This window comes from Pantoea sp. X85, from assembly GCF_029623675.1.
GTDB lineage: Bacteria > Pseudomonadota > Gammaproteobacteria > Enterobacterales > Enterobacteriaceae > Pantoea > Pantoea leporis.
In genome coordinates this window covers 1,988,342-2,013,429 of record NZ_CP121108.1, presented here as the reverse complement: position 1 = coordinate 2,013,429, position 25,088 = coordinate 1,988,342, and the positions used below count along the sequence as shown (strand labels likewise).

Genomic DNA, 25,088 nt, shown 5'->3' with positions numbered 1-25,088 from the left:
ATGCTGAACATTCTGCTCAATCGCCTTGGCCAATCGGTATTAGTGCTGCTCGGCGTGTCGCTGCTGATTTTCTTTAGCCTGCACATGACGGGCGATCCGGCGGCGCTGATGATGCCGCCCGGCTCCAGCCAACAGGAGATCGATACTTTCCGTCACAGCATGGGCTTTGATCGTCCGCTGCTGTGGCAATACAGCCACTATCTTGGCGGCGTGCTGCACGGGGATTTTGGTGAATCGCTGCGCTACAGCCAGCCGGTATTGGCGTTGATTGCCGAACGTCTGCCGGCGACGGCGCTGCTGGCGGTGAGTGCGCTGGCATGGAGTTCGCTGCTCGGTCTGCTGCTCGGCATTATCAGCGCCCTGAGACCGCACAGCCTGTGGGATTTGTTATGTCGCCTGCTGGCCTTCTCCGGCCAGGCGATTCCGGTGTTCTGGCTCGGGCTGCTGCTGATTCTGCTGTTCAGCCTGAAGTTACAGTGGCTGCCCTCCAGCGGTTACGGCACTTTCGCCGCGCTGGTGATGCCGGCGCTCAGTCTGGGTGCGTTTTACATGAGCGCCGTGGCCCGCCTGACGCGCGCCAGCCTGCTGGATGTGCTGCAACAGGATTATATCCGCACCGCGCGCGCCAAAGGGCTCAGCGCCTGGCGCATCGTGGTACGCCACGGTTTGCGTAACGCACTGATTCCGGTGATCACCGTGCAAGGCATGTATTTCGCCTCGCTGCTCGGCGGCGCACTGGTGACCGAGATTATTTTTGCCTGGCCCGGCATTGGTCGTCTGGCGATTCAGGCGATTCAAAACCGCGATTTCCCGCTGGTGCAGGCGATTGTGTTGCTCGCCGCCGTGGTGTTTGTGGCGATCAATTTGCTGATCGACCTGCTCTATCTGGTGCTGAACCCGAGGATTCGTTTATGAGTCGCCTTGACGCCACGCTTGAACTGCTGAGTGAACTGACGCGCTGGCCAAGCGTGGCCGGTCAGTTAACCTCGCAGCGCGGGTTGGCCGCCTGGCTGGAACAGTGGATGGTAGAGCAACTCGACGCCAGCGTGATTTATCCGGTGGCGGCGCAAACCGACAATTCTCCGCCGCTGGTCCATGTACGCATTGATAACGGCAGCAGCAAAACCGTGGTGCTGTACAACATGTATGACGTAATGCCTGCGGATGATGCCGGCTGGGATGTGCCGCCGTTTGTCGGTGGCGTGTGTCACTGGGACGATCTCGGCGCGGTATTTGTCGGACGCGGTGCAGAGAACAACAAAGGCCCAGTCGCCGCCCTGCTGATCCTGCTGCGCGAACTGCAGCAGAGCCAGCAGCTCGATTTTAATATTGAAATCCTGCTCGAAGGCGAAGAGGAAGTGGGCAGCGGCGCGCTGCGGCGATATCTGGCACAACAGCCTTGCCCGATTGCTCCCGCTGAAGCCGTGCTGTTTCCGTCACTGTGCGAATACGGTGGCGGCGCACCGCGCGTCTATCTCGGCTTTACCGGACTGGCCAGCGGACGCCTCAGCGTCACCGGCGGCGCATGGGGCGGACCGTCCTCCGCGATTCATGCCAGCAATGCCGGTTGGATCGCCAATCCGGCGTGGCGTTTAGTACAGGCATTAGATGCCATCGCGCCAGCAGAACACAGCGGCGTATTGGCGTGTCACGCCACGGACGATGAGGCGAATCAATTATTGGCGACCTTAGCCGCCGAATTCAGCATCGATGACGAACTGCAGTTCCGTCGCAGTCAGCGCCTGATGATCGCCGGCGACACGCTGAGCTGCCTGCAAACGCTGCTTGGCAGCGCGGTGTTAACGTTGGCAGAACTGCACAGCGATCCGCCAGGCGGACGCGGCGTCATCCCGTTCCGTGCCAGCGCGGAGCTGGCGTTTCGCATCCCGCCGGGTTTCGATCAGGACGCGATGATTGCCGACGTGCAGCAGCGGCTGGCACAAGCCGATTTAGCTGGCAGCGAGCTGCACCTGTTTGATCGCTATCCCGGCGTGCGCTTTAGTCGCAGCGCCAGCGGCGTCGATGCCCTGATCGCCAGCTATCAAACGCTGGGCGCGGCACCGCAAATCTGGCCGTGGGCGCCGGGCTGTGCGCCCGCCTACGCTTTCGCGGCCGTCGCGCCCGCTTTTTTGATTGGCGGATTAGGCCACGGCGGCAACGCGCACGCCGTCAATGAGTTTGTCACGCTGGCGGGACTCGAACGCTTCCAGCAATCCATGAGCTTATGGCTCAACGCATTCAATGATTCGGCCATTGGCCGGGTCGCGCCACACCAGGGAAACACCGCAGTACACAAAAATAAAGGTAGTAAATAATGAAATCAGTAGAAGAGTTTGAACGCGTTCCGCTCGGCTTCTTCCCCACTCCTCACGAGCCGCTGCCGCGGCTCAGTGAGGCACTTGGGATTACGCTGACGATCAAACGTGATGACTACAGTGGCTTCGGTGGCGGCGGCAACAAAGTCCGCAAGCTGGAGTATCTGATGGCGGAGGCCTGCAAAACAGGCGTGAATGTGGTGATCACCACCGGCGGGCATCAGTCGAACCACGCCCGCATGGTGGCTGCCGCCGCACGCAAGTTTGGTATGCGTCCGGTGCTGGTGCTGCGGGGCAATCCGCCCGCAAGCTGGCAGGGTAATCTGCTGCTGGATAAGCTGTTCGGGGCCGAGGTGCAGTTCCTCGATCCCGACGGCTATTTCAGCCAGATTGAAGGTGCGATGCAGGCGCACGCGGATGCGGCTCTCGCGCAAGGTGAAACCCCCATGATTATTCCGCTGGGTGGCGCAACGCCACTCGGCGCATTGGGTTATGTACGCGCAGTGGAAGAGTTAGCGGCGCAGCTGGCACCAAGCCAGACGCCCGCACCCGATTTCATCGTCGCGCCCACCGGTTCCGGCGGCACGCTGGCGGGATTGCATGTGGGTACGCGTCGCTATTGGCCCAATACCCGGGTGATTGGCGTGAGCGTCAGCGCCAAAGCCGACTGGTTTCAGCCACGCATTGCCGGCATGGCGCAGGATTGTGCCGATCTGCTGCAATGGCCGCAGCAGTGGCAGCCGGAGGATATCTGGATTGAGGATGGTTATGTCGGTCAGGCGTACGGCGTGCCATCGGACGGCGGCATCGCTGCCATCTATCAACTCGCCCAATTGGAGGGCGTGCTGCTGGATCCGGTTTACACCGGTAAAGCGATGCACGGCCTGTTCTCGCTGGTCGAACAGGGGCGCATTCCGCAGGGATCGCGCGTGACCTTCGTGCATTGTGGCGGTTCTCCGGCGCTTTATCCCTTCGCCGATCGCCTGCTGGAGGCGTAATGGAAGCCTTATTGCGTGTACTGGATGAAGCCACCGTCGCGCAATTAGGCGGCGGGGATATCGCTTTGGCGCTGGAAGACGTCAAAGCGGTGATTCAGCTGATGCGTCTCGGCGAGGCGCAGATGCCCGCTGAAAATCACATCGATCTCGGTACGCCGCTCGGTAAAGCTTATGCCTTACCGGCGCGCGTTGGCGGCAGCTACAATGCCGCAGGCGTGAAGTGGACGGCACATCGTCCACAGCGACCAGATGCGTTGCCCGCCGCCCTAGCCTTGACCCTGATTAACGATGCGCAGAGCGGCATTCCGCGCGGCTTGCTGGCCAGCGGGGCACTCACCGCGGCGCGCACTGCGGCGGTGAGCGCACTGGCGTTACAGCTGGCCGCACCGCGTCCGGTAAAGCGCGTGCTGCTGCTCGGCGCCGGTTTACATGCTCAGGCGCATCTGCGCATGCTGCAGCAGCTGTTTCCGCAGCTGGAACAGATTGGCGTGTGGAATCGCTCCCCTTTTAAACTCAGTGCGTTGCGCGAAGTGCAGATCGAAACCGATCTGCCGCTCGCTCTGGCGCAGCCTTATGACGCCGTGCTGACCTGTACCAGCGCCGACCAGCCGATTGTCGACGCCGCAGCGGTACGTCCCGGTAGGATCATTGTGCAGGTCGGTTATCACGAAGTGAGTTTTGCCGCCATCAAAGCCAGCAGCAAGGTGGTGGTGGATGCGTGGGGCGATTTTGCCCAGCGCAGCGCCAAAAGCCTGTTCCAGATGTTCCGCGCCGGGGAGTTTGCTGAGCAGGATGTGGCGGCCGATCTCGCCGCGCTGCTGCTGGATCACTGGCGTCCACAGCCCGATAACAGCGTCTATTTCTCCTCGTTTGGCCTCAATGTGTTTGATATCGCCCTCGCCGCCCGCGTGCTACAGGCCGCCGAGCATGACGAGCTCGGTTCGTTGCAGTCGCTGTTTTCAGGAGTCCTGCATGATCATTGATGTGCTTTCACTGCATCAGCGCCAGGCGCGCGGCGAAGCGTTTCTGCTGATCGATGTCCGCGAATTTGCCGACTGGCAACGCGCCACCTTGCCAGGCGCGCAGCACTGTAACGTCTACGACTATTTTATTGAGGATTGCAGCGAGACAGGTTTAGCGGTGATGGCAGCCGAAGCCGCCACCGCGCTGCAGCCGATGTTTACCGCATATCCCAACGCCACGCCGGTGTTTTTCGAGCAGCAGGTTGGCATGCGTTCACCGCGCGGCGCCTGGTTCGCCTGGCTGCTCAAGCGTGATGATGCGCTGATTCTGGATGGCGGCGTGGATGCCTGGATTGCGGCAGGCTATGAACTCGCGCCGGGATTGGGATTAAGCCGCACCGTGGCGCATCCACCGGCAGCCAACGCACCCGCGTGGAATCGCGAGCTGGTGTGCAGCCGGGAACAGGTGTTAGCGGCGGATGGCGTGGCGGTGATCAACGTGGATGCCCGTCGCCCCAGCGAGTTTGACGGCAGCTTTGCGCATGCCTGCTGCCAGCGCGCGGGACGGATTCCACATTCTCAGCTACTGTTCTGGGAAGATGTCATCGCCAACGGCCATTTCTTATCAGCGCAGCAGATTGCCGCCCGCGCCGAGGCGGCAGGACTGAGTAAAAACGCGAAGTTGCAGGTTTATTGCCATCGTGGTGCCCGCGCCGCCACGGTGTTGGCGGCGTTAAAACTGGCGGGCTATCCCCATGTTTCGGTGTACGTCGGTTCCTGGCACGAATGGGCCGAACATCACGAACTGCCGCTGTTACACGGCGGCTGATCGCAGCGCCAGCGCCTGCTGCACGTCCGGCGCAGCGGCGAGCAGTTGGCGGGTGTAATTGTCCTGTGGATGGTTAATCACGCTGGCGGTCGCGCCCGATTCCACAATCCTGCCGTGATACATCACCACCACGCGATCGCACAACTGACGCACCGCGCCGAGATCGTGGCTGATAAACAGCACCGATAATCCCAGCTTGTGGCGCAGCGTATTAAACAGCGCCAGAATCTGCCCGCGCACCGATAAATCCAGCGCCGCTACCGCTTCATCCGCCACCAGCAGCTTCGGCTCCATCGCCAGCGCGCGCGCAATGGCAATACGCTGACGCTGGCCGCCCGAGAACGCGCCCGGCAGACGGGTGGCATGTTCGGCTTTCAATCCCACCAACGCCAGCAGCTCTTTGACTCGCGCATCCACCGCCGCGCCTTTGCGCAGTTGCCAGACGCGCAGCGGTTCGGCGATCTGCTCACCAACCGGGATTTTCGGATTCAGGCTGGCATAAGGATCCTGGAAAATAATCTGCGTGTGGCGACGTAAGCTATGCAGCTGACGTCCTTGCAAATGCTGCCCCTGAAAATGCACTTCGCCGCCATCCGCCGTAATCAGGCCAATCGCCGCACTGCCCAATGTGGTTTTACCGGAGCCGGATTCGCCAATCAGTCCGACAATTTCGCCCTGCGCAATCGACAGATTCGCCGGATGCAACACGGTTTGCCGTTTGGCCGGCCACAGCGGCATGCGGCGCGGCAGCGGATAGCTTTTACTGATGTCGCGCAGCACCAGCAGCGGCGGCTGGGCAACCGGCGCAGTCGCCTCGGGGATTTGCGCTGCCGAAGCAGCAATCAATTTGCGCGTGTAAGGATGCGTTGGCGCGCCGAGCGTACTCAGCACCGCACCCTGTTCAACCAGCTGCCCTTGCTGCATCACGCAGACGCGGTCGGCGTAGCGCGCCACTACCGAGAGATCGTGGGTGATCAACAAGATCCCCATGCCCATCTCCTGCTGCAACTCCTGCAACAGTGCCAGAATCTGCGCCTGAATAGTAACGTCCAGCGCGGTGGTCGGCTCATCGGCAATCAATAACTCCGGTTGACCGCTGATGGCGCTGGCGATCATCACCCGTTGCCGCATGCCACCCGACAGCTGATGGATATACTGCCGCGCGCGCTGCGCCGGATTGACGATGCCGACGCGATCCAGCAGCGCTATCGCTTCCTGCTGCGCCTGTTTCCAGCCGAACTGACGATGACGCACCAGCACTTCGGCAATCTGTTCACCAATACGCAGCGTGGGATTCATGCTGGTCATCGGCTCCTGAAACACCGTGGCGATGCGGCAACCACGCAATTGCTGGGTTGTGCGCGCATCCAGCGGCTCGCCATTGAACACCACGCGGCCGCCACTCTGCTGCACGCCCGCCGGCAACAAACTCATCAGCGCCAGCGAGGTCAAGGTTTTGCCAGATCCCGATTCGCCAACTAACGCCAGGATTTCCTTGCGATCGAGATGAAAAGAGATGTTATCCACCAGCAAGCGCTGATCGTGAGTGTGCAGCGAGAGATTTTCAACCGAGAGCAAGCGCGCGTTAGTCATCAGGCAGGGATTCTCAACAAGGAAAAATACAGGATATATCCTGAACATAGTACGAACAAGACCGTTAAGTTATGGCACTGCGCGTGGCGGAATAAGGCTGCACGACAGGTTTAAAATACGCCGTATTAACGGCGATGATCGCCGGTGATGTCCTAATGAATAAACCCAGTGAAGCGTTTAACTAAATCTTCTCCTGCGACAAACTCAGAATGGTGCGAATGTTCTGTGCGGTGGTGGCGATAATATCGATCGCGCCAGTGCGCAGTGCGCCGAGGATCGCCATCGCTTTGGTATTTTCCGCGGCAATGGCGATCACGCAGGGAATCTTGCGGAGTTCATCAATGCTCAGCCCAATGACGCGATCGTTCATCACGGTATCCACGTGCTGGCCCTGCGAATTAAAGAAGTCGTAGCCGGCGACATCGCCCGTCACGCCCTGATTAACGCTGGCGTCAATGATTTCGTGCGGCGTGAACCAGCCGAGTTTCACCATGTAGCTGTTTTCATTCATGTCGCCGATGCCCACCAGCGCCACATCCGCTTTGCGCGCGCGGTCCAGCGTCTCTTTGATGGTGCCGTTTTGCATAAACGCATCGCGCAACGCGCGGTTCTCAACATAAGCGGGCGCGTAAAGCGTTTCGCTGATGCCGCCGAACTTCTTCGCCAGACGACGGCTGATATGGTCGGCGTTAATGGCATCACCGGGACGATGCGTGCCGCCAATACCGCTGATAAACAGACAATTACGCGTCGGCACCTGGCCGGGATAATCGGCGACAGCGGCCACGTTGCGTCCTTGCCCAACGGCAACAATGGCGTCGTCTTTCAGCGACTGCGCTAAATGTGACGACACCAGCGCGGCGACCTGACGTCGCTGCTCTTCCTGATCGGGCTGATCGAGCGCTATCAGCGCACGTTGCAGTTGTGGGAAGCGATTTTGCAGCTGTTGTTCGAGGCGGGTGCTGAAGACGGGATGGTAGCGCACGTTGATTTCGACGATGCCCTCTTCGCGTGCGCGTTTGAGCAGCCGGCCGACTTTAATGCGGGAAATACCAAACTTACGCGCAATCTCCTCCTGGGTGATTTCGTCCTGATAATAGGCGACAGCTATTTCCGTCAGCAGCTCGGAGTCCTGAGAAAGCGTGTTTTTTTCCATCCGTAACCTGTCTTTTTGGGCGTTATATGAAGATGTTGCGACCACGCCATGTAGGGTGCGAATTGATGCGCACCAGGTCAACATAAATGGCGACCCTACAAAATGGGGCGAGATCTGACTTTGGCAGGGAGTTATATCATTGATACGACTCGCTTCGCCAGACCACAGCGCCGCGAGTCGATCGAGCGTCACGCTTAGCGCTTGATGGCGTCGATTTTCAGCATACGGGCAATCACGATATCCAGCTCTTTCTGATCGAAGATCTGTTTCCAGTCAGGTTTCACAATCTTCTCACGACCGTACTCCATGGCGATCATGCAGGCATCCGAGAACGGGTTGGTCGCGCGGAACGCCACGGCGAGCGCGATCTGAATATGGCCGTACAACATCGCTTTAGCCGCTTCTTCCGGCACGCCGCTGTGCTTCACGGTTTCATCCAGCGCCTCTTTCATAAACGCACCCACCATGCAGGCTACGGTTTCCACCAGCGTCGGTTCCAGATACGCCAGCTGCGTCACGGTGACCCAATGCACCTGCTCCACCGGGCCGTACATCACGCTGATCACCTTGCTCAGCTCGGCTTTCTGCTCATCAGAACCAGTTTCATAGGAAGCCGCCACGTGCTGAATCGCCGCGATACCACCGAAGGCATCGGCATGTTCTTCTTTGGTGTAACGCTCAAGGAATACCGACGGATGGCAAGGATGCGCCACCGCGTATTCAATACCATCACGATGGGCGATCAGATTGGCGTAGGCCGCCGCCGGATCCAGCGTCAGCAGAATCGCGCCCGGTTTCATCTGTGGCACCACGCCTTCAGACACTTTGCCCAGCACGATATCCGGCACCGCCAGAATCACCACGTCGCTCAATGGCACCACGAAGGCGGCATCAGAAAGTTCGCGCCCCTGCGCGCTCACCTGCTCTTGCGCCTTGGGTGAGTTCTCACAGTAAAACACCTGGTAATCGCTTTTCTGGAAGTTGGCAGAAATACGCATACCCATTTTGCCGCCCGCGCCAATCACGGTGATAGTTTTCAGTTGCACGCTCATGTTGTTACTCCTGATCTTGTTTACTACGTAAGAATTCAACGGTGCGGCGAGTCCATTCGGCTTCTCGCTCGCAGGTTACAGCGGCATCGTCTTGCCACGGCAACCAATGTTCGACGATTTGGTTAATGCCTTTATCCGCCGGGCGCACGCTGGCGATCATCCGGTCGTAATCCAGCAAGCCTTCGCCCATCGGGCAGCCGGCGAAGGTAAAGCCGATCCAGCCATCACGGCGCGTGAAGGCAAAGTCTTTGATGTGCAGATTGCCGACGCGCGCGGCGGTGTTGGCAATCACCTGCTCTGGCAGTTCGAGGCCGGCGACACAGTTGGCGGGATCGAGACACACGCCGAGCCACGGCGACAGGAACTTGTTGATCACTGACATCATCGCGCCGCTGTTCACCTGCTCGTATGTCTCCAGACAGAGACGCACCTGCTGGCGGGCAAAATCCGGCAACACCGCGCCAATCAGCTCGGCGGCTTCGTCGAGCGTGGGACGGTGATCGGCGGTGTAGAACATCGAGCGTATGACGCGCGCATCAAGGATCTCCGCCATGTGCAGATAACGACGCAGATGCGCAGTGCCGAGGCCGCGCGTGCCGAGTTCCAGCGTGATGCCGAGCGCATCAGCCTGCTGACGCAGCGTCAGCAGTTGTGCGTCAGTCCAGCTTTCAATCGCCGGATAATCGCAGATTTGAAACACCGACACATCCAGTTCGGCGGTCTGTTGCAGCATCTGCTCCAGCGTCAGCGGATGAGGGACTTTCGATGACATGCGCCAGAAAAAGGCGTAGGTACTGAGTCCGATACGGCTCATTAACAGCGCTCCTGAGCCAGCTCACTGGCTTCATCAATAATTTTTGCCAGCGCTTTGGGATCGTGGGCAAAGCGACCCAGAAACAGGCCATTTACGTCCGCGCCAAGGCGCTGAATCAGTCCCGGACCGGCACTGCCGCCGTAAATGATTTTCAGGGTGATGCCGGGCGGCGTGGCGAGCTGCTGCAATCCGGCGCACACGGCGCGGATGTAGCTGTCCGGTGCCGGTTGCGGCGCACCAATCGCCCACTGCGGTTCGTAGGCAAAGAACACCTCGCCCTTTAAGCCCTGCTGCGCTGACTCAGCCAGCGCTTCGGCCAGCTGCTGTTGGCACAGCGCGATTGCCTGCTGCGGTTCTGCCTGCACTTCTTCACCGATGCACAGCACCGGCGTGATGCCGTGACGCAGCGACATCGCCACTTTGGCGGCAATTTGCACTTTGTCTTCATGGAAATGACGACGGCGCTCGGCGTGACCAATTTCGGCCAGCGAGCAGCCTAACTCCTGCAACATACTGGCGCTGACTTCGCCGGTCCAGGCTCCGTTCTCGGCCTGGCAAACATCCTGAGCGCCCAAGCGCACCGGCGTGTCAGCGAAGATGGCTGCAACCGCCGGAATCGCCGGATAAGCCGGCAACACAAACAAGCCCACGTCGCCGTTTTTCACCGCAGCATGGTCGGCTAATGCCGCTACATCACGACACCATTGCAAGGTTTGCTGATAGCCGAAGTACATTTTTAAACTGACGCCGAGCCAGATTTTTGGCTGAGACATGCTTCAAGCTCCTTGTTCAGAGGCACTGTGTTCTTTTAGCAGATCGCCGACGGTATTGACGATTAATGCCAGCGAAATGGCTCCGGCATCCGGCGTGCCAACGCTTTTTTCTGCCAGCGGACGCGCACGCCCCATTTTTGGCACCAGCTGCGCGGTGTCCTGCGCAGCTTTATCAGCCACCTGCGCCGCCTTCAGCCAGGCGTCCGTTAACGACGCACCGGCGGCAACCGCCTCATTCAGGCTGTCGCTGAACGGCACCAGCACATCCACCATGGTTTTATCGCCAACGCGCGCTTTACCAAAGTGCATAATGCCTTCTTTTGCTTCACGTACGCCGGTGGCCACACGCTGTGCATCTGGTGTCTGACGATCGCCAAGCGCGGTACCCAATGCAGTAAGCGCCACGCCCCACAACGCGCCGGACGTGCCACCGGCTTTGTCGGCCCAGGCATCCGCCGCGCGGCACAGCAAGCTGCCCGCCCCGGCACCGCGCGCAGCGACTTCACGCGCTTTCTCAACCGCGCCCAGCACGCCGCGCTCCATGCCGATACCGTGGTCGCCGTCACCGGCCACCGCATCGATATCGCCAAGGCGTTCAGCGTTACGCTGTAACATTTCCGCCACGGATTCGAGCAACTGGAGTACGCGTTTCGCGCTCTCTTGCGATTCCGCGGTGGCTGCTGGCAAGGCTTCTTCCGTGCTTTCAATGCGCTCAGCGGCGCTTAACGGTTCGGCCACCAATACGCTGCCTTTGCGGTACGCTGGCGTATTGGTCGGCGCGCGCCACAAGGTTTCCAGCTGATCGTCCAGCCACATCAGCGTCAGTGACGCACCGGCCATATTGAAGCTGGTGACAAACTCGCCGACGTCCGGCTCAACCACCTGCAGGTTGGCGGCCTCCAGCAGTTGCGCGACGCGACGATAGACAACAAACAGCTCTTCATATTTCACCGAGCCTAGACCGTTGAGGATCACCGCCACGCGCTGACCTTCGGCCTGCGGGATATCGGCTGGCAGTTCATTGAGCAAGCGCTCCACGAAGATCTCGGCCAGCTCATCCGCACTCGGCATGTCGGTCTCTTTGATCCCCGGCTCGCCGTGAATGCCAAGTCCCAGCGCCATGCGCCCTTTTTCCACTTCGAACAGCGGATGCGAAGCGCCCGGCAGGCTGCAACCGGAAAACGCCACGCCAAACGTACGCGTGCGTTGATTCGCGTGCTGTGCCAGCTGCAGGACCTGCGATAAATCGTGACCCGCTTCAGCCGCGGCGCAGGCGGCTTTGAACACACAGAGATCGCCAGCCACACCGCGACGCTTCTCCAGCTCATCTTTACCCGCGCTGGAGATATCGTCGGTCACCGCCAGCACTTCGCAGGCGATACCTTCCGCCCGCAGACGCTCGCACGCCTGGCCGAAGTGCAGCACATCCCCGGCGTAGTTACCGAACATCAGCAACACGCCCGCGCCGTTATGGGCCGCACGCGCTACGTTGTAGATCTGCTGCGCTGATGGCGAAGCGAATAAGTTACCCATCGCCGCGCCGTGTGCCAGACCTTGTCCAACCAACCCGGCGAACGCCGGATAGTGACCGGACCCGCCGCCCACAATCACCGCCACCGTATTCGGCTGGCTGCGGGTGCTGCGCACCACGCCTCCGGTGACCTGACGGACTTTATCGGCGTTGGCGGCGACAAAGCCTTCGATAAGCTCAGCGGCAAAGGCTGAAGGTTGGTTAAACAGGTACGTCATATTAATGCTCCTGAGCTAAAGAGGTCGGCTGAGACGGCGAGCGACGGCGATTAAGTAACAGCATGAGGAACGCGGACAGCAGCATGAATCCACCCACCACAAACATCGGCAAGGCGTAGCTGTTGGTGGCGTCGTGCAGCGCGCCGGTGATGTAGCCCGCGGAGAAGCCCGCTACGTTTCCTAAGGTATTGATCAAAGCAATGGCTGCGGCGGCAGACGCGCCGGTCAGGAACTGCGTGGGTAAGGTCCAGAAATTCGGCAGTGCAGCGAAGATGGAGCTGGCGGTAATCGCAATCACCATAATGGTGGTGAACGGCGAATCCATATACAGCGCCAGCGGCACGCTGATGCCGCCTGCCAGCGCTGGAATGGCGATATGCCAGGTTTTGCAACCGCGACGCGTGGCATCTTTTGACCAGAAGAACATCACCACCGCCGCAATCAGGTACGGCACGCCGGTAATCAGCCCTTTCTGCATCACGTTAAAAGTGGTACCGAACTGCTGCTGGAAGCCCGCGATAATGGTTGGCAGGAAGAACGCCAGCGCATACAGGCCATAAATAAAGCCGAAGTAAATCAGGCACAGCATCCAGACGCGGCCGTTGCCCATCACCGAGCGCAGGCTGTGTTTTTGATGGCCCTGCTTCTGTTGATGCTCGGCTTCCAGTTCGGTGGTCAGCCAGGTTTTCTCTTCGGCGGTCAGCCACTTGGCCTGACGCGGCGAATCCACCAACCAGAACAGCGCGACGATACCAATCAAAATCGCGGGAATCGACACGCCCATAAACATCACGCGCCAGCCTTCCATGCCGAACAGGCCGTGCTGCTGAATCAGGGACGCGGCTAATGGCGCACCGAACACCACCGTTAGCGGCTGGGCAAGGTAGAACAGCGACAGAATTTTGCTGCGATGACGTCCCGGCACCCACATGCTGAGATAGAGAATCGCGCCTGGGAAGAAGCCAGCTTCGGCGATACCCAGCAGCAAACGCAGCGTATACAAGCCTTCCACACTGCTCACCCAGGTAAACAGCAGCGAGACAATGCCCCAGCTGATCATGATGCGCGCCAGCCAGCGACGCGCGCCGAACTTATGCAGCGCCAGGTTGCTTGGCACTTCCAGCAGAATGTAGCCAATAAAGAAGATGCCCGATGCCAGGCCAAACTGCAGTGCGGTGAGGCCGAGGTCTTGCGTCATGCCGTTGGGGCCGGCAAACGAAATCGCGGTGCGATCGAGGAAGTTGATAAAGAACATCAGCGCCACGAACGGCACTAAGCGCCAGGAGATTTTTCTGATGGTGGATTGTTCCACCGCTGTCATTGATGGTTGGTTCATAACGCACCTCCACGACGTGCGTGAGTGATCATTTCTTTATGTGGTGTTGACCAATCGCCAAAGAGGCGCTGGCTGCAGGAGTACTGAGAGGTACGGTGTAAATGACACATGTTCGAGTCCTCGATGGGTCTTCTTGTACATTGGTATAGTCATGCGAACATATGAACACTACACGGATAATTGTGCATCTCTCAACTGCAACACGTGAAAGTGTGAGCAGCCGCATAAGATTTGATTTTGGTCAATTTATCGGATTACTACGCCCATTCGCCGGCGCACAAGCGATTTCAATGGGTTCAATGAGGTATTCAGGCGCGATCCTGATAGCAATTCATATGAACAACCATTGAACATATGATTGAGTTTGTGGCAGGCTAACTATGAACATCTTCTCGCCTGCTGAACAAACGTGCAGGCGTCATTGCACACCCTGCTGGAGAACGACGATGAAAACTATCGCAATTGGCGCCGATGATGCGGCTATCGAATTGAAAAATGTGATTAAAAAGCTGCTGGAAGAGAAAGAGTATGTGGTGACGGATTACACCAATGACGCGCAAAACGACCGTCCGATGTACCCGGATGTGGCATTTGCGCTCGCCACCGCTATCCAGAAGAACGAATTTGAGCGCGGCATTCTGCTTTGCGGCACCGGCATCGGCGTGGCGATTGTCGCCAACAAGGTGGAAGGCGTGCGTGCGGCGCAGTGTCATGACACCTTCTCTGCCGAGCGTGCTCGCAAGAGCAACAACGCGCAGATCATGACCATGGGCGCGCGCGTCATCGGGCCTGAGCTGGCGAAGAATATCGTGAATGCCTGGCTGGCATCGGAGTTTGAAGGTGGCGGCTCAACCGTCAAAGTAGACAAGATCGGTTACTACGAACAAGTATCCCACGCTAAATAAGCGCCGACGTCGCACCTCTGGAGAACCTTATGTCTACACGCCGGGAAAGAGCCAACGCCATCCGCGCTTTGAGTATGGATGGCGTACAACAAGCCAATTCGGGACATCCGGGCGCCCCGCTGGGCATGGCGGATATCGCTGAAGTGTTGTGGCTCGACTTTTTGCAGCACAATCCACGCAATCCTCACTGGGCTAACCGCGACCGCTTCGTTTTATCGAACGGTCACGGCTCAATGCTGATTTACAGCCTGTTGCACCTGAGCGGTTACGATTTGCCGCTCAGTGAATTAAAAAATTTTCGTCAGCTGCACGCCAAAACGCCGGGGCATCCTGAATACGGCTACACGCCCGGCGTTGAAACCACCACCGGCCCGCTGGGTCAGGGCATCGCTAACGCAGTGGGTTTTGCCATTGCCGAGCGCACGCTGGCAGCGCAGTTCAACCGTCCGGGTCATGACATCGTAGACCATAACACCTACGTGTTTATGGGCGACGGCTGCATGATGGAAGGCATCTCACACGAAGTCTGCTCCATCGCCGGTACCCTGAAGCTGGGCAAACTGGTTGCCTTCTACGATGACAACGGCATCTCCATCGACGGTCACGTTGACGGCTGGTTCACCGACGACACTGCCAAACGCTTCGAAGCCTACGGCTGGCACGTGGTGCGCGGCGTGGACGGTCACGATGCGGACGCGATTAAGAAAGCGGTGGAAGAAGCCAAAGCGGTTTCCGACAAGCCTTCGCTGCTGATGTGCAAAACCGTGATTGGCTTCGGTTCGCCGAACAAAGCCGGTACGCACGACTCGCACGGCGCGCCGCTGGGTGCCGATGAAATCGCGCTGACCCGCAAGCAGCTGGGCTGGAACCACGGTCCGTTTGAAATCCCTTCAGACATCTACGCGCAGTGGGATGCCAAAGAAGCCGGTCAGGCGAAAGAGTCCGCGTGGGACCAGAAGTTTGCCGCCTACGCCGCCGCACATCCGGAGCTGGCTGCCGAGTTTAAGCGCCGCGTGAACAATGAGCTGCCGGCGAACTGGGCCAGCGAGTCGCAGAAGTTCATCGAGCAGCTGCAGGCCAGTCCGGCGAAAATCGCCAGCCGTAAAGCCTCGCAGAACGCCATCGAAGCCTTCGGCAAGATCCTGCCGGAATATCTGGGCGGCTCCGCTGACCTCGCGCCAAGCAACCTCACCATGTGGTCCGGCTCGAAGCCGATCAACGAAGATGCGGCGGGCAACTACATCCATTACGGCGTGCGCGAGTTCGGTATGACCGCCATCGCCAACGGTATCGCGCTGCACGGCGGCTTCCTGCCGTACACCGCCACCTTCCTGATGTTCGTCGAGTACGCGCGCAACGCCACACGCATGGCCGCGCTGATGAAGATCCGTCAGATCATGGTTTACACCCACGACTCGATTGGTCTGGGCGAAGATGGCCCGACGCACCAGCCGGTTGAGCAGATGGCCAGCCTGCGCGTGACGCCAAACATGAGCCTGTGGCGCCCGTGCGACCAGGTTGAGTCAGCGGTGGCGTGGAAGTACGCGATTGAACGCGTGGACGGCCCGTCGGCGCTGATCTTCTCGCGTCAGAACCTGGCGCAGCAGGATCGTAGCGCTGAGCAGCTGGCTAACGTGGCGCGCGGCGGTTACGTGCTGAAGGACTGCGAAGGTACGCCAGAGCTGATCCTGATCGCCACCGGTTCAGAAGTGGAACTGGCGGTAGCTGCGTTTGATCAGCTGACGGCGGAAGGCCGCAAGGTGCGTGTGGTGTCTATGCCATCCACCGACGCCTTCGACAAGCAGGACGCGGCGTACCGTGAATCCGTGCTGCCGAAAGCGGTTGCCGCACGCGTGGCGATTGAAGCGGGTATCGCGGATTACTGGTTCAAATACACCGGCCTAAACGGCGCGATCGTCGGCATGACCACCTTCGGTGAGTCAGCGCCTGCGGATCAGCTGTTCAAAGAGTTTGGCTTCACCGTTGAAAATGTGGTGAAAACGGCGAGATCGGTGTTGTGATAGACGATCGCTAAATGGTGCGACGACAAAAGAAAAGGCGGCTCTGTTGAGTCGCCCTTTTTACTACGCGGTGATACGAATAATTTTTTGCGTCATGCTCATGGCGGAATCAAATGGGCCGGTATTGCGCACGATTTTCACCATCACGCTGGCGCCCACCCACAGCTGATACAGGCTTTCCGCCACACGGCTCGGTTTATCATCGATAGACAGCGAACCTTCCTCAACACCCGCTTCTAGCGCATCCGCCAGTCGCGCGATAATGCCGGCCGTGCCGGTCTGTAGCGTGCCGCGCATGCTATCCGAGAGATCGGCAACTTCCGCGCCCAGCTTCACCGCCAGACACTTGCCCTGACAATCGGAGAACGATTGCGATTCACGCCACAGCTGCCAGTAGTTCATCAGCCGCTGCGCCATCGTCAGGCCCGGCTCGCTCAAGGTCGCGTCAAGCTCAGCCAAATAATCATCGAAATAGCGCGCCAGCATATCCACCCCAAAAGCCTCTTTCGAGCTGAAGTAGTGGTAGAACGAGCCTTTTGGCACACCGGCATCGGTGAGGATTTCATTTAATCCGACAGCCGAAAAACCCTTGCCGGCCATAATGCGTTGGCCAGTGGCAAGGATGTGATCGCGGATTTCATTGCTATGCAATTGGGATGTAGTCGTCATAGCGTTAGGTTACCAAATACTAGACCAGTCGTCTAGGCGCTAAGCATGCGTTTACTGCTGCGATAAGGGAGGCGGACAGCGGTTCGCCTCCCGATGCGTTTATCGCGCCAGTTGCTTGATCAACTGTTGCGCCGTCTCTGCTGAAGACGTTGGGTTTTGTCCGGTAATCAGCAAACCATCGCTGACGACATAGGAACTCCAGTCCGCGCCTTTCGAATACAGACCGCCCTTCGCAACCAGCTCGTCTTCCACCAGGAAAGGCACCACCTGAGTCAGGCCGACCGCTTCCTCTTCACTGTTGGTAAAACCGGTGACTTTACGGCCTGCTACCAGCGGTTTTCCTTCCGGGGTTTTGACGTGACGCAGCACGCCCGGCGCATGACACACCAGTGCAACATGCTTGTTGGCGGCCAGGAAGCCTTCAATCAGTGCGATAGAGTGCTGATCTTCTGCTAGATCCCAGAGCGGACCGTGACCGCCTGGGTAAAACACCGCGTCGAAATCGGCTGGCGATACGCTGTCCAGACGCACGGTGGCGGCGAGTTGCGCGGTTGCTGCGGCATCCGCTTCAAAACGATGCGTTTGCTCAGTCTGGAAATCGGGCTCATTGCTTTTAGGATCTAACGGCGGGTTGCCCCCTTTCGGTGACGCCAGCGTGATTTCTGCGCCAGCATCTTTGAATGCGTAGTAAGGCGCGGCCAGCTCTTCCAGCCAGAAACCGGTTTTGCGGCCGGTGTTACCCAATTGGTCGTGTGAGGTTAGAACCATAAGAATCTTCATCATCAATCTCCTGCTTGCTGGGTTTAAACTTCTAAACTAGACCAGTCGTCTAGCGCTTGAATTCAAAGTAACAACTAATAGACCAGTCGTCTAGAGATTAATTCATTTTATTATTGAAATGGAATGCGTTGCTGTTTCTTACCTTTAGATCCGCTTCAGCGTACTCTGTCCCGGTTTGCCCTTTCTCACGGAACTGGAGGAATGATGTCCACCCTACGTTTGCTAATATCTGATTCACACGATCCCTGGTTTAACCTCGCGGTAGAAGAGTGTATTTTCCGCCAGATGCCGACAACGCAGCGCGTGCTGTTTCTCTGGCAGAACGCCGAAACCGTGGTTGTCGGTCGCGCCCAGAATCCGTGGAAAGAGTGCAACACGCGACGCATGGCAGAAGACGGCATCAAGCTGGCACGACGCAGCAGCGGCGGCGGCGCGGTGTTTCACGACTTGGGCAACTGCTGCTTCACCTTTATGGCCGGTAAACCGGAATACGATAAGTCAGTCTCCACGGCGATTATCCTGCGCGCCTTGGAACAGCTCGGCATTCCGGCTGCAGCCTCCGGTCGCAACGATATCGTGGTGAATGTGGATAGCGAAGTGCGCAAGATTTCCGGATCTGCTTACCGTGAAACGCCGGATCGCGGTTTTCATCACGGCACCTTTTTGATGAATGCTGATTTGTCGCGTCTCGCAGATTACCTCAATCCAGACATTAAAAAGTTACAGGCGAAAGGCATTACCTCGGTGCGATCGCGCGTGGCCAACATTGCCGATTTGGTGCCGGGCATTAGCTTTGAGGCGATCTGCCGCGAGGTGATTGCCGCGTATTTCGATTACTACCAGGAAGAGTGCGAACCGGAGCATATCTCCCCCGCCGCACTGCCTGATTTGCCCGGTTTTGAAGAGCAGTTTGCGCGACTAAGCAGTTGGGAATGGAATTTTGGTAACGCACCGGATTTCTCGCATCTGCTGAATGAGCGTTTTGTCTGGGGCGGCGTTGAGATCCACTTTGATGTCGAACGCGGCGTGATTTCTCGCTGCCAGATTTTCACCGACAGCCTGACCCCTTCGCCATTAGAAGCGCTGGCGTTGCGTCTGCAGGGCGCGGTGTATCGACCTGAAACCATACTGGCGCAATTAGCGCTGTTGAAAGCAGAATATCCTCAGCAGATGAATGAGCTGAGCGAGCTGGAAAGCTGGCTGGTGGCGAGTGTGAGCTAAGCGTACATTGGTCGCCATAAATGGCGACCAAACATTACTTATTCTCGGGCTGTGCGACTAAATCCGGTTCTTTGCCTACCAACATCAATGTCAGACTAAACGACATAATAAGCGCAATGGCGACGCCGGAAATGGCCCAGAGAAAGTACGGGCCAATATAGGCCGGCAAACTGAATATACTGGAAAGAATATAGCCGTATAAACGCACGCCGAAGAAACCGATAAAGGCCGAAGCCAGCGCACTGGAAACCGTTGCCGCAATAAAGGCTTTTTTGTAGCGCGTTAACACGCCAAACAACGCCGGTTCTGTAATGCCTAATAACGCTGAAATGGCGGCTGAAAGTGTGACCACTTTGTCCTGACGATTTTTAGTCAATTTCCAGATAGCAAATGTAGCTCCGGCAATCGACATATTTGCCATAAACATCATCGGCATCAACATGTCATAACCGCGATCGCTGAAATTCTGCAGCGCAATCGGTGTCATCGCGTGATGCATGCCGGTTAGCACCGCAACGGGGCGAATGGCTCCGACAATTAAGCCAGCAAAGCTTGCTGAAATACTGAATAAGCCCTCAATAAACAGCGCCAAACCTTTGCCAAGCCAAATACCCATCGGGCCAATTACCACCAGCGCGGTTAATGCCGCCAGGAACAGCGTTAAGGTTGGGGTAAATACGGTTTTCAATACTTCCGGCATAATGCGATCCACCCCGCGATGGATATAGCTGAGAGCCAGAACAGAGAAGATGACCGGGATAACGCTGGAAGCATAATTAAATACCGAAACCGGCAGCACGCCCATCAGCCAAAATGCGCTTACTGCGCCCTCCTGATGCGCCGCCAGCGATTTTGCCGCATCGATTAAAGAGGGATACATTAAACACGCCGCCACGGCTGCAGCTAAATACTCGTTGGTTTTAAATATTTTGGCGGCAGAGACCGCTAAAAAGAACGGCAGGAAATAGAATACGCCGCTGGCGATTAAATCAATCACCATCACCGTATCGCTTTTGGCCGAAACCAGCTGTAATGCCACTAATCCGGCCAGTAAACCTTTGATCATCCCGGCGCCAGCAATGGCGGGAACAATCGGGCCAAATACGCCCGAAACGGTATCCATAAACAGCGATACCAGGCTTTTGCGCGCTTTCTCGTTTTGCGCGGGCTGAACGCCGTCGTTATTTAATACCGGAACGATTTGCTCATACCAGCTATTGACCTTGGGCCCGATAATAATCTGGAATTGTTCACTCTGCATTTGCGCGCCCAATACGCCGGGCAAGGTTTTAATTTCGCTCTGGTTAACTTTATTGTCATCAATAAGGTCAAAGCGCAGACGCGTCATGCAATGCCAGACTTTATTGATATTATTCTTCCCACCCACTAAGTGGATTATATTCTTTATTACTTCCTGCGTTCCCATACGTGCTCCTGAGGGAAGAAAAACAGCCTGATGAAATCTGCACTGGATGGTAATAAATGACACTCAACAAAACAAACCAATAAATCATGACTGCGATCACAAAACCCGCTGCAACAGAGCCATTAAGTTTTAAAATGGAAAATTGGTCTGTTTTATCGCGATAAATACTCTTTTTTACTGACCAATATTTATTGGCTGAAAAAGGGTTTGCGTCTCAATAAAAACCCGGTAATGATACGCCAAAATAGCTTATCAACAGGCCTTGAAATTGAGCGCAGTGACCGCGCCACAGGAGTATTTCACGTGACCCCAACCCTTATTGAAAGTATTGAGTGTTTTATTACCCGCCCCGATCGCCATAACCTTATTACCGTACGTGTTACCACCAATAAAGGGATTACCGGTCACGGCTGCGCCACCTTTCAACAGCGCCCTTTGGCGGTAAAAACCATGGTGGATGAGTATCTGGTGCCGCTATTAGTTGGACGCGATGCCAACAATATTGAAGACCTGTGGCAGATGATGAACGTTAATGCCTATTGGCGTAACGGGCCGGTGACCAACAATGCCATTTCGGGCGTGGATATGGCGCTGTGGGATATTAAATCGCAGTTAGCCGATATGCCTTTATATCAGCTGTGGGGCGGCAAAGCGCGCGATGCGATTGCAGCTTACACCCATGCCAGCGGTGAAACGCTGGAGGAACTTTATACCTCCGTTGATAATGCCTTAGAGAAAGGCTATCGCCATATCCGCTGTCAGCTGGGCTTTTACGGCGGAACACCGAAAGAACTCCACGCACCGGAAAATAGCACCTCCGGCGCTTATTACTCGCAGCAAGAGTACATGACGAATACGGTCGAGATGTTCCGCGCGTTGCGGGAGAAATACGGTCACTGTTTTGAAATATTGCATGACGTGCATGAGCGCTTATTCCCGCAGCAGGCCATTCAGCTGGTAAAACAGCTTGAGCCATATATGCCCTACTTCCTTGAGGATGTGCTCCCACCCGCGCAAACTGGCTGGCTAGCGCAGTTGCGTCATCAAAGCGCGGTGCCGTTAGCGTTAGGCGAATTATTTAATAATCCCGCAGAATGGCACGAGTTAATTGTCAATCGTCGCATCGACTTTATTCGCTGTCACGTCTCGCAGATTGGTGGTATTACGCCGGCATTGAAACTGGCGGCACTGTGTCAGGCATTTGGTGTGCGACTGGCATGGCACGGACCGGGCGATATGACGCCGATTGGCGTGGCGGTTAATACACATCTGAATATTCATCTGCACAATGCTGCGATTCAGGAATTTATTCCACGCTCAACGCTGACGGATGCCATTTTCCCTGGCGCGCCGGAAATTAAAAATGGCTATCTCTATCCGCCGCAAACATCAGGTATTGGCGTCGGCTTTGATCAGGCGTTAGCGGAAAAATATCCGGTAGTTTATCGTCCGCATGAATGGACGCAGAGTCGCCTGCCAGACGGCACCATGCACACGCCATAAGTTAGCGCTGTTGCTGGCGGAAACGCAGATTATCCGGGTTGTGCGGAATCAGATAGGTGCAGGTGTAATGAATATCAACGATGTCGCTGATTTCATACACCTGCCCGCCCTGCAAAATACCACGATTAATAATGTGCATCGCCGGACTGCCTTTTTTACAACCCAGTAGCGTCGCCTGTTCGCGATTAACGCTAATCGCGCGATAGCTGGTGAGTAAATGTGAGATTTGGTAGCCTTTGGACAACACATATTGCTGTATCGAGCGCTCAATAACCTCACCGTTGAGATCGGTAAATAAGGTTGCGGGCATACGCGATATTTCAATTTGTACCGCCACATTATCGACATAGCGCAGGCGGGAAAACTCCCAGATAAATGCGTTGTCGTTAATGGCAAATATCTGTTGCTCATCACTATCGGGGCGCCTTTTACGCAGGCTAAGTGAGCGGTAATGCATCTGATCAAAGCGCTTTTCGGTGATCGAATTATAAACCAGCGGGTTATTACGTACCGTTTCATTAATCCAGATACCTGATCCCTGCACGATACGTACCGCGCCGATACTCACCAGTTTCTCCAGCGCCTGGCGGATAGTGAAACGCGATACGCCATATTCTTCGGCCAGCTGGCGTTCAGGCGGTAATTTGCGTGGCGCGGAGGTATCTTCCTGATAGATCTTGCTCAGCAAATCCTGGGTAACGAACTCTTTCTTTTTCATTGAATTACCCTCCTCCGGTGTTTTATCCGCAGATGATAACACGATGTTATGAGGAGGATGGGTTAGGTGCCCATGAATGGGGCTCTACAGGCTTTTCTGCACCAGAAACGCAATCAGCGTTGCATCCCGCTCGCCCATCAACGCTGGCAAAGCCTTGTTATCGCTGACGGAATCGCCTTTGTGCATTCGTTCATTATTCATACGCACAATGCCGTCCAGCACGCTGACCCAGCTGGAAAAGCCTGCACGCTGCGGCACATCCACCTGTTTGCCGCGCTCCAGTTTCAGGTCATAAATGTATACCGCCTGATTCAGCGCCAGCGGCGCCTCGCTGCCGTGCGGCCCTGCCAGTAACGTCCATGCGTTTAATGCCGCACCGTCCGCACGGGTAAAGGTATTGACCTGCGGCTCACCGCCGGTTTGCGCTGGATTAATGGTGGCCTGCAACATTTCGGTTTCGATAAAAGGCGCAGACTCGGCAAAGCGCATGCCGCTACCGGCACTCAGCAGCAGCGCGCGTTTGGCGTTAAGGGAGTGCGTTTCACCCTGCTCGGTGCTGTGCAGCAGCGAACCGCGCCAAACGTAGCTGAAAATCTCGCTATCCTGATGAGAATGCAGCGGGATAGTGGCATCCAGTTGCAGCGTCATTTGGTCGACAATCGCCAGCGGTCCAAACGCTTCACCGGGACGCTGACGGCGAATGGTGAAAGGACCATATTCAAACAGCTGATCGCGTTGGGCGCGCAGGATGTTCATGATGTTATTCCTTGATGATTTTTTCTGTCCACCATCATAGAGGTCTGAAAAATCATGAACAGCAGGCAAAACTGCTTGCTTAAATCAAAAAAACTGAACAACGCTAAAGCGCCGAAATAATAAGGCTGGGTTAATGTTTTATTCATCGCCAGTACAGCTTTAATTGCGTAAAATAGCCGCTTTATTCTGTGAGTGTAATAATCATGAACCGAAGCGAACAGATCCTGGCCGCCGCCGAGCAATGCATGCGGCTGAAAGGCTTTCACCAGACATCGATTCAGAATATTGCCAGCCAGGCCGACGTCAGTATTGGTTTAATTTATAAATACTATAAAAACAAAGAGGCGATCATTGAGGCATTAGTCACCAATGTGGTGCAGCGGATGATCACGCTACTCAATGCCGACTTTGAACGTATCGCGCATATGAAAGGACATTATCACGAAGCGGAGGATATTGTGCCGGCGGCAGTGGAAAACAGTATTATTCTGCTGATGGAAGTGTCATCTGAAGCCACGCGTAATAATCGCATCCAACAAATCATGCTCGATGCCTGGCATGATCTTAAAAATAATTTTATTGCTCAGGAGCAGACGCTGCACCCCGAGCAGGACGCCAATGCCATTCACACCCGCTTATATGTGATGTCGCTGATTATTGACGGCATTATTATTCGCCGCTGCATGAAGCAGCGCGATATGGCGTCGGGCTTTATGCCGTTTTTCAATGCGGTGGTGAATGATGTCTATCCGCACGGGGCGGTGTAAATTCAGCCGAACAGATGCTGGCTGAGAACGCCGTTCACCCGCTGCATTTCACGTTGGTCCAGGTCGCTATCGACGAAGGCGCGACAGGCGACGCCATCGACCAGCACCAATAAAAATTGAATGCGATTGGCGCGCTGTGTTGGATCGATATCAGGTTGTTGCGCGCGAAAAATAGCCGCTAACTCAGCAAGTAATAATTGCTCCTGCTGGGCCAGAATGGTACGCACCGATTCATTACGCGACGCCTCAGAATACATTTCCAGTAATAATTTCCGGTCCTGACTCGGCCAATGCTGCCAGAATGGCGAATCAGCGTTGATAATATCCTGAGTCGATTGTTGTGCGGGCAAATGTTGTATTAAAAACAGGCGCCAGTTCTGCGCGATGCTTTTTATTGTTTCCATTACAATAAGTTCTTTACTGCTAAAGTATCGATATATCTGTCCTGCCCCTAACGCAGATTCGCGGCTAATATCCGCCATGCTGGCGCCATGAAATCCGGATCGACTAAAACAGACTTTCGCCGCAGAAATCACCTGCTGCTGACGCTGTAAGAGAAAATCGTCATGTTCAGAGTGACTCACATTGGCTCCGAAAAAGAATTTATCGTTTTAATCCCGTCATCATACGTGATGCGTTTCCGGTGAGAAACCCAGACAATGTTTCCAATTCTTGCTTCCCCGCACGCAGGCATTGTAGCGGCGCAATTTATTGCGCGATAAATCGCGCCGCTACGAAAAGTGCA

The 25,088-nt window shown here is 56.4% G+C and carries 23 protein-coding genes; 10 read left to right on the top strand and 13 right to left on the bottom strand.

Going from position 1 to position 25,088, the window contains the following annotated elements; translation table 11 throughout:
- The 5 genes from P6287_RS09385 to P6287_RS09365 are packed head-to-tail and all read left to right on the top strand — an operon-like array spanning position 1 to position 5,104.
- On the top strand, positions 1 to 915 hold the full coding sequence (locus P6287_RS09385) for an ABC transporter permease (RefSeq protein WP_110866134.1): 915 nt from the start codon (positions 1 to 3) through the stop codon (positions 913 to 915).
- On the top strand, positions 912 to 2,315 hold the full coding sequence (locus tag P6287_RS09380; RefSeq protein WP_277974860.1) for a M20/M25/M40 family metallo-hydrolase: 1,404 nt from the start codon (positions 912 to 914) through the stop codon (positions 2,313 to 2,315). The genes P6287_RS09385 and P6287_RS09380 overlap by 4 nt, the downstream gene beginning before the upstream one ends.
- Positions 2,315 to 3,313, top strand: a complete 999-nt coding sequence (locus P6287_RS09375; RefSeq protein WP_277974859.1) for a D-cysteine desulfhydrase family protein — start codon at positions 2,315 to 2,317, stop codon at positions 3,311 to 3,313. The genes P6287_RS09380 and P6287_RS09375 overlap by 1 nt, the downstream gene beginning before the upstream one ends.
- The gene (locus tag P6287_RS09370; protein ID WP_277974858.1) at positions 3,313 to 4,296 is read left to right on the top strand and encodes an ornithine cyclodeaminase; all 984 of its coding nucleotides are present in this window, start codon (positions 3,313 to 3,315) and stop codon (positions 4,294 to 4,296) included. The genes P6287_RS09375 and P6287_RS09370 overlap by 1 nt, the downstream gene beginning before the upstream one ends.
- Positions 4,286 to 5,104 carry a rhodanese-like domain-containing protein gene (locus tag P6287_RS09365; RefSeq protein WP_277974857.1) on the top strand — a complete coding sequence of 273 codons (819 nt, stop codon included), beginning with the start codon at positions 4,286 to 4,288 and terminating at the stop codon, positions 5,102 to 5,104. Before P6287_RS09370 ends, P6287_RS09365 begins: the two co-directional genes overlap by 11 nt.
- Here the strand turns inward: P6287_RS09365 and P6287_RS09360 are convergent.
- The 7 genes from P6287_RS09360 to P6287_RS09330 all read right to left on the bottom strand — a co-directional run bounded on the left by P6287_RS09360 (position 5,090) and on the right by P6287_RS09330 (position 13,577).
- Positions 5,090 to 6,697, bottom strand: coding sequence for an ABC transporter ATP-binding protein (locus P6287_RS09360; RefSeq protein WP_192233821.1), 1,608 nt, complete (start codon positions 6,695 to 6,697; stop codon positions 5,090 to 5,092). The genes P6287_RS09365 and P6287_RS09360 overlap by 15 nt on opposite strands.
- A gap of 181 nt (positions 6,698 to 6,878) precedes the next feature.
- Entirely contained in the window at positions 6,879 to 7,853 is a 975-nt protein-coding gene (locus P6287_RS09355) for a sugar-binding transcriptional regulator (RefSeq protein WP_110866128.1), read from the bottom strand.
- 194 nt (positions 7,854 to 8,047) lie between these two features.
- Positions 8,048 to 8,905, bottom strand: a complete 858-nt coding sequence (locus tag P6287_RS09350; protein WP_277974856.1) for a phosphogluconate dehydrogenase C-terminal domain-containing protein — start codon at positions 8,903 to 8,905, stop codon at positions 8,048 to 8,050.
- A gap of 4 nt (positions 8,906 to 8,909) precedes the next feature.
- A complete protein-coding gene (locus tag P6287_RS09345; protein WP_210080639.1) occupies positions 8,910 to 9,719 on the bottom strand; it encodes a TIM barrel protein in 810 nt (269 codons plus the stop codon).
- Positions 9,719 to 10,492, bottom strand: a complete 774-nt coding sequence (locus tag P6287_RS09340; RefSeq protein ID WP_277974855.1) for a triose-phosphate isomerase family protein — start codon at positions 10,490 to 10,492, stop codon at positions 9,719 to 9,721. The genes P6287_RS09345 and P6287_RS09340 overlap by 1 nt, the downstream gene beginning before the upstream one ends.
- A 3-nt stretch (positions 10,493 to 10,495) precedes the next feature.
- The gene (locus P6287_RS09335; RefSeq protein WP_277974854.1) at positions 10,496 to 12,241 is read right to left on the bottom strand and encodes a dihydroxyacetone kinase family protein; all 1,746 of its coding nucleotides are present in this window, start codon (positions 12,239 to 12,241) and stop codon (positions 10,496 to 10,498) included.
- Position 12,242: 1 nt separating this feature from the next.
- Positions 12,243 to 13,577 (bottom strand): MFS transporter, encoded by a 1,335-nt coding sequence (locus P6287_RS09330; protein WP_101764431.1) that lies wholly within the window; start codon positions 13,575 to 13,577, stop codon positions 12,243 to 12,245.
- Between the two features lie 446 nt (positions 13,578 to 14,023).
- Between P6287_RS09330 and P6287_RS09325 the strand changes: the two genes are divergently transcribed.
- Positions 14,024 to 14,482, top strand: a complete 459-nt coding sequence (locus P6287_RS09325) for an RpiB/LacA/LacB family sugar-phosphate isomerase (protein ID WP_277974853.1) — start codon at positions 14,024 to 14,026, stop codon at positions 14,480 to 14,482.
- 29 nt (positions 14,483 to 14,511) lie between these two features.
- Positions 14,512 to 16,503 carry a transketolase gene (gene tkt / locus P6287_RS09320; protein ID WP_277974852.1) on the top strand — a complete coding sequence of 664 codons (1,992 nt, stop codon included), beginning with the start codon at positions 14,512 to 14,514 and terminating at the stop codon, positions 16,501 to 16,503.
- Positions 16,504 to 16,566: 63 nt separating this feature from the next.
- Here the strand turns inward: tkt and P6287_RS09315 are convergent, their stop codons facing one another.
- Together P6287_RS09315 and P6287_RS09310 are read right to left on the bottom strand one after the other, a co-directional pair.
- Positions 16,567 to 17,172 (bottom strand): TetR/AcrR family transcriptional regulator, encoded by a 606-nt coding sequence (locus P6287_RS09315; RefSeq protein ID WP_277974851.1) that lies wholly within the window; start codon positions 17,170 to 17,172, stop codon positions 16,567 to 16,569.
- A 99-nt stretch (positions 17,173 to 17,271) separates the two neighbouring features.
- Positions 17,272 to 17,952 (bottom strand): type 1 glutamine amidotransferase domain-containing protein, encoded by a 681-nt coding sequence (locus P6287_RS09310; protein WP_277974922.1) that lies wholly within the window; start codon positions 17,950 to 17,952, stop codon positions 17,272 to 17,274.
- 204 nt (positions 17,953 to 18,156) lie between these two features.
- On the opposite strand from P6287_RS09310, the gene P6287_RS09305 reads away from it, so the two are divergent.
- A complete protein-coding gene (locus P6287_RS09305; RefSeq protein WP_277974921.1) occupies positions 18,157 to 19,173 on the top strand; it encodes a lipoate--protein ligase A in 1,017 nt (338 codons plus the stop codon).
- A 34-nt stretch (positions 19,174 to 19,207) separates the two neighbouring features.
- Here the strand turns inward: P6287_RS09305 and P6287_RS09300 are convergent, their stop codons facing one another.
- Positions 19,208 to 20,599: a PTS transporter subunit EIIC gene (locus tag P6287_RS09300; RefSeq protein ID WP_277974850.1), complete on the bottom strand. Its 1,392-nt coding sequence runs from the start codon at positions 20,597 to 20,599 to the stop codon at positions 19,208 to 19,210.
- A gap of 303 nt (positions 20,600 to 20,902) precedes the next feature.
- On the opposite strand from P6287_RS09300, the gene P6287_RS09295 reads away from it, so the two are divergent.
- Entirely contained in the window at positions 20,903 to 22,102 is a 1,200-nt protein-coding gene (locus tag P6287_RS09295) for an enolase C-terminal domain-like protein (RefSeq protein WP_277974849.1), read from the top strand.
- Between the two features lies 1 nt (position 22,103).
- On the opposite strand, the gene P6287_RS09290 is transcribed toward P6287_RS09295, so the two are convergent.
- Complete coding sequence (locus P6287_RS09290) at positions 22,104 to 22,820, bottom strand: GntR family transcriptional regulator (protein WP_192411866.1); 717 nt, start codon at positions 22,818 to 22,820, stop codon at positions 22,104 to 22,106.
- Positions 22,821 to 22,904: 84 nt separating this feature from the next.
- A complete protein-coding gene (locus P6287_RS09285) occupies positions 22,905 to 23,576 on the bottom strand; it encodes a pirin family protein (RefSeq protein ID WP_277974848.1) in 672 nt (223 codons plus the stop codon).
- 203 nt (positions 23,577 to 23,779) lie between these two features.
- Here P6287_RS09285 and P6287_RS09280 point away from each other — a divergent pair, with 203 nt between their 5' ends.
- Positions 23,780 to 24,343 (top strand): TetR/AcrR family transcriptional regulator, encoded by a 564-nt coding sequence (locus tag P6287_RS09280; protein WP_217546678.1) that lies wholly within the window; start codon positions 23,780 to 23,782, stop codon positions 24,341 to 24,343.
- 2 nt (positions 24,344 to 24,345) lie between these two features.
- Here P6287_RS09280 and P6287_RS09275 read toward each other — a convergent pair whose 3' ends face one another.
- Entirely contained in the window at positions 24,346 to 24,927 is a 582-nt protein-coding gene (locus P6287_RS09275; RefSeq protein ID WP_277974847.1) for a TetR/AcrR family transcriptional regulator, read from the bottom strand.
- Positions 24,928 to 25,088 lie beyond the last annotated feature (161 nt).

What these genes read in the sequence shown, in the direction of transcription:
- P6287_RS09380 (WP_277974860.1), top strand. Translation starts at nt 912, where the DNA reads ATGAGTCGCCTTGACGCCACGCTTGAACTGCTGAGTGAACTGACGCGC.
- P6287_RS09360 (WP_192233821.1), bottom strand. Translation starts at nt 6,697, where the DNA reads ATGACTAACGCGCGCTTGCTCTCGGTTGAAAATCTCTCGCTGCACACT.
- P6287_RS09305 (WP_277974921.1), top strand. Translation starts at nt 18,157, where the DNA reads ATGTCCACCCTACGTTTGCTAATATCTGATTCACACGATCCCTGGTTT.
- P6287_RS09365 (WP_277974857.1), top strand. Translation starts at nt 4,286, where the DNA reads ATGATCATTGATGTGCTTTCACTGCATCAGCGCCAGGCGCGCGGCGAA.
- P6287_RS09290 (WP_192411866.1), bottom strand. Translation starts at nt 22,820, where the DNA reads ATGAAAAAGAAAGAGTTCGTTACCCAGGATTTGCTGAGCAAGATCTAT.
- P6287_RS09370 (WP_277974858.1), top strand. Translation starts at nt 3,313, where the DNA reads ATGGAAGCCTTATTGCGTGTACTGGATGAAGCCACCGTCGCGCAATTA.
- P6287_RS09350 (WP_277974856.1), bottom strand. Translation starts at nt 8,905, where the DNA reads ATGAGCGTGCAACTGAAAACTATCACCGTGATTGGCGCGGGCGGCAAA.
- P6287_RS09280 (WP_217546678.1), top strand. Translation starts at nt 23,780, where the DNA reads ATGAACCGAAGCGAACAGATCCTGGCCGCCGCCGAGCAATGCATGCGG.
- P6287_RS09355 (WP_110866128.1), bottom strand. Translation starts at nt 7,853, where the DNA reads ATGGAAAAAAACACGCTTTCTCAGGACTCCGAGCTGCTGACGGAAATA.
- P6287_RS09310 (WP_277974922.1), bottom strand. Translation starts at nt 17,952, where the DNA reads ATGAAGATTCTTATGGTTCTAACCTCACACGACCAATTGGGTAACACC.
- P6287_RS09335 (WP_277974854.1), bottom strand. Translation starts at nt 12,241, where the DNA reads ATGACGTACCTGTTTAACCAACCTTCAGCCTTTGCCGCTGAGCTTATC.
- P6287_RS09330 (WP_101764431.1), bottom strand. Translation starts at nt 13,577, where the DNA reads ATGAACCAACCATCAATGACAGCGGTGGAACAATCCACCATCAGAAAA.
- P6287_RS09375 (WP_277974859.1), top strand. Translation starts at nt 2,315, where the DNA reads ATGAAATCAGTAGAAGAGTTTGAACGCGTTCCGCTCGGCTTCTTCCCC.
- P6287_RS09300 (WP_277974850.1), bottom strand. Translation starts at nt 20,599, where the DNA reads ATGGGAACGCAGGAAGTAATAAAGAATATAATCCACTTAGTGGGTGGG.
- P6287_RS09340 (WP_277974855.1), bottom strand. Translation starts at nt 10,492, where the DNA reads ATGTCTCAGCCAAAAATCTGGCTCGGCGTCAGTTTAAAAATGTACTTC.
- tkt (WP_277974852.1), top strand. Translation starts at nt 14,512, where the DNA reads ATGTCTACACGCCGGGAAAGAGCCAACGCCATCCGCGCTTTGAGTATG.
- P6287_RS09315 (WP_277974851.1), bottom strand. Translation starts at nt 17,172, where the DNA reads ATGACGACTACATCCCAATTGCATAGCAATGAAATCCGCGATCACATC.
- P6287_RS09325 (WP_277974853.1), top strand. Translation starts at nt 14,024, where the DNA reads ATGAAAACTATCGCAATTGGCGCCGATGATGCGGCTATCGAATTGAAA.
- P6287_RS09385 (WP_110866134.1), top strand. Translation starts at nt 1, where the DNA reads ATGCTGAACATTCTGCTCAATCGCCTTGGCCAATCGGTATTAGTGCTG.
- P6287_RS09285 (WP_277974848.1), bottom strand. Translation starts at nt 23,576, where the DNA reads ATGAACATCCTGCGCGCCCAACGCGATCAGCTGTTTGAATATGGTCCT.
- P6287_RS09345 (WP_210080639.1), bottom strand. Translation starts at nt 9,719, where the DNA reads ATGAGCCGTATCGGACTCAGTACCTACGCCTTTTTCTGGCGCATGTCA.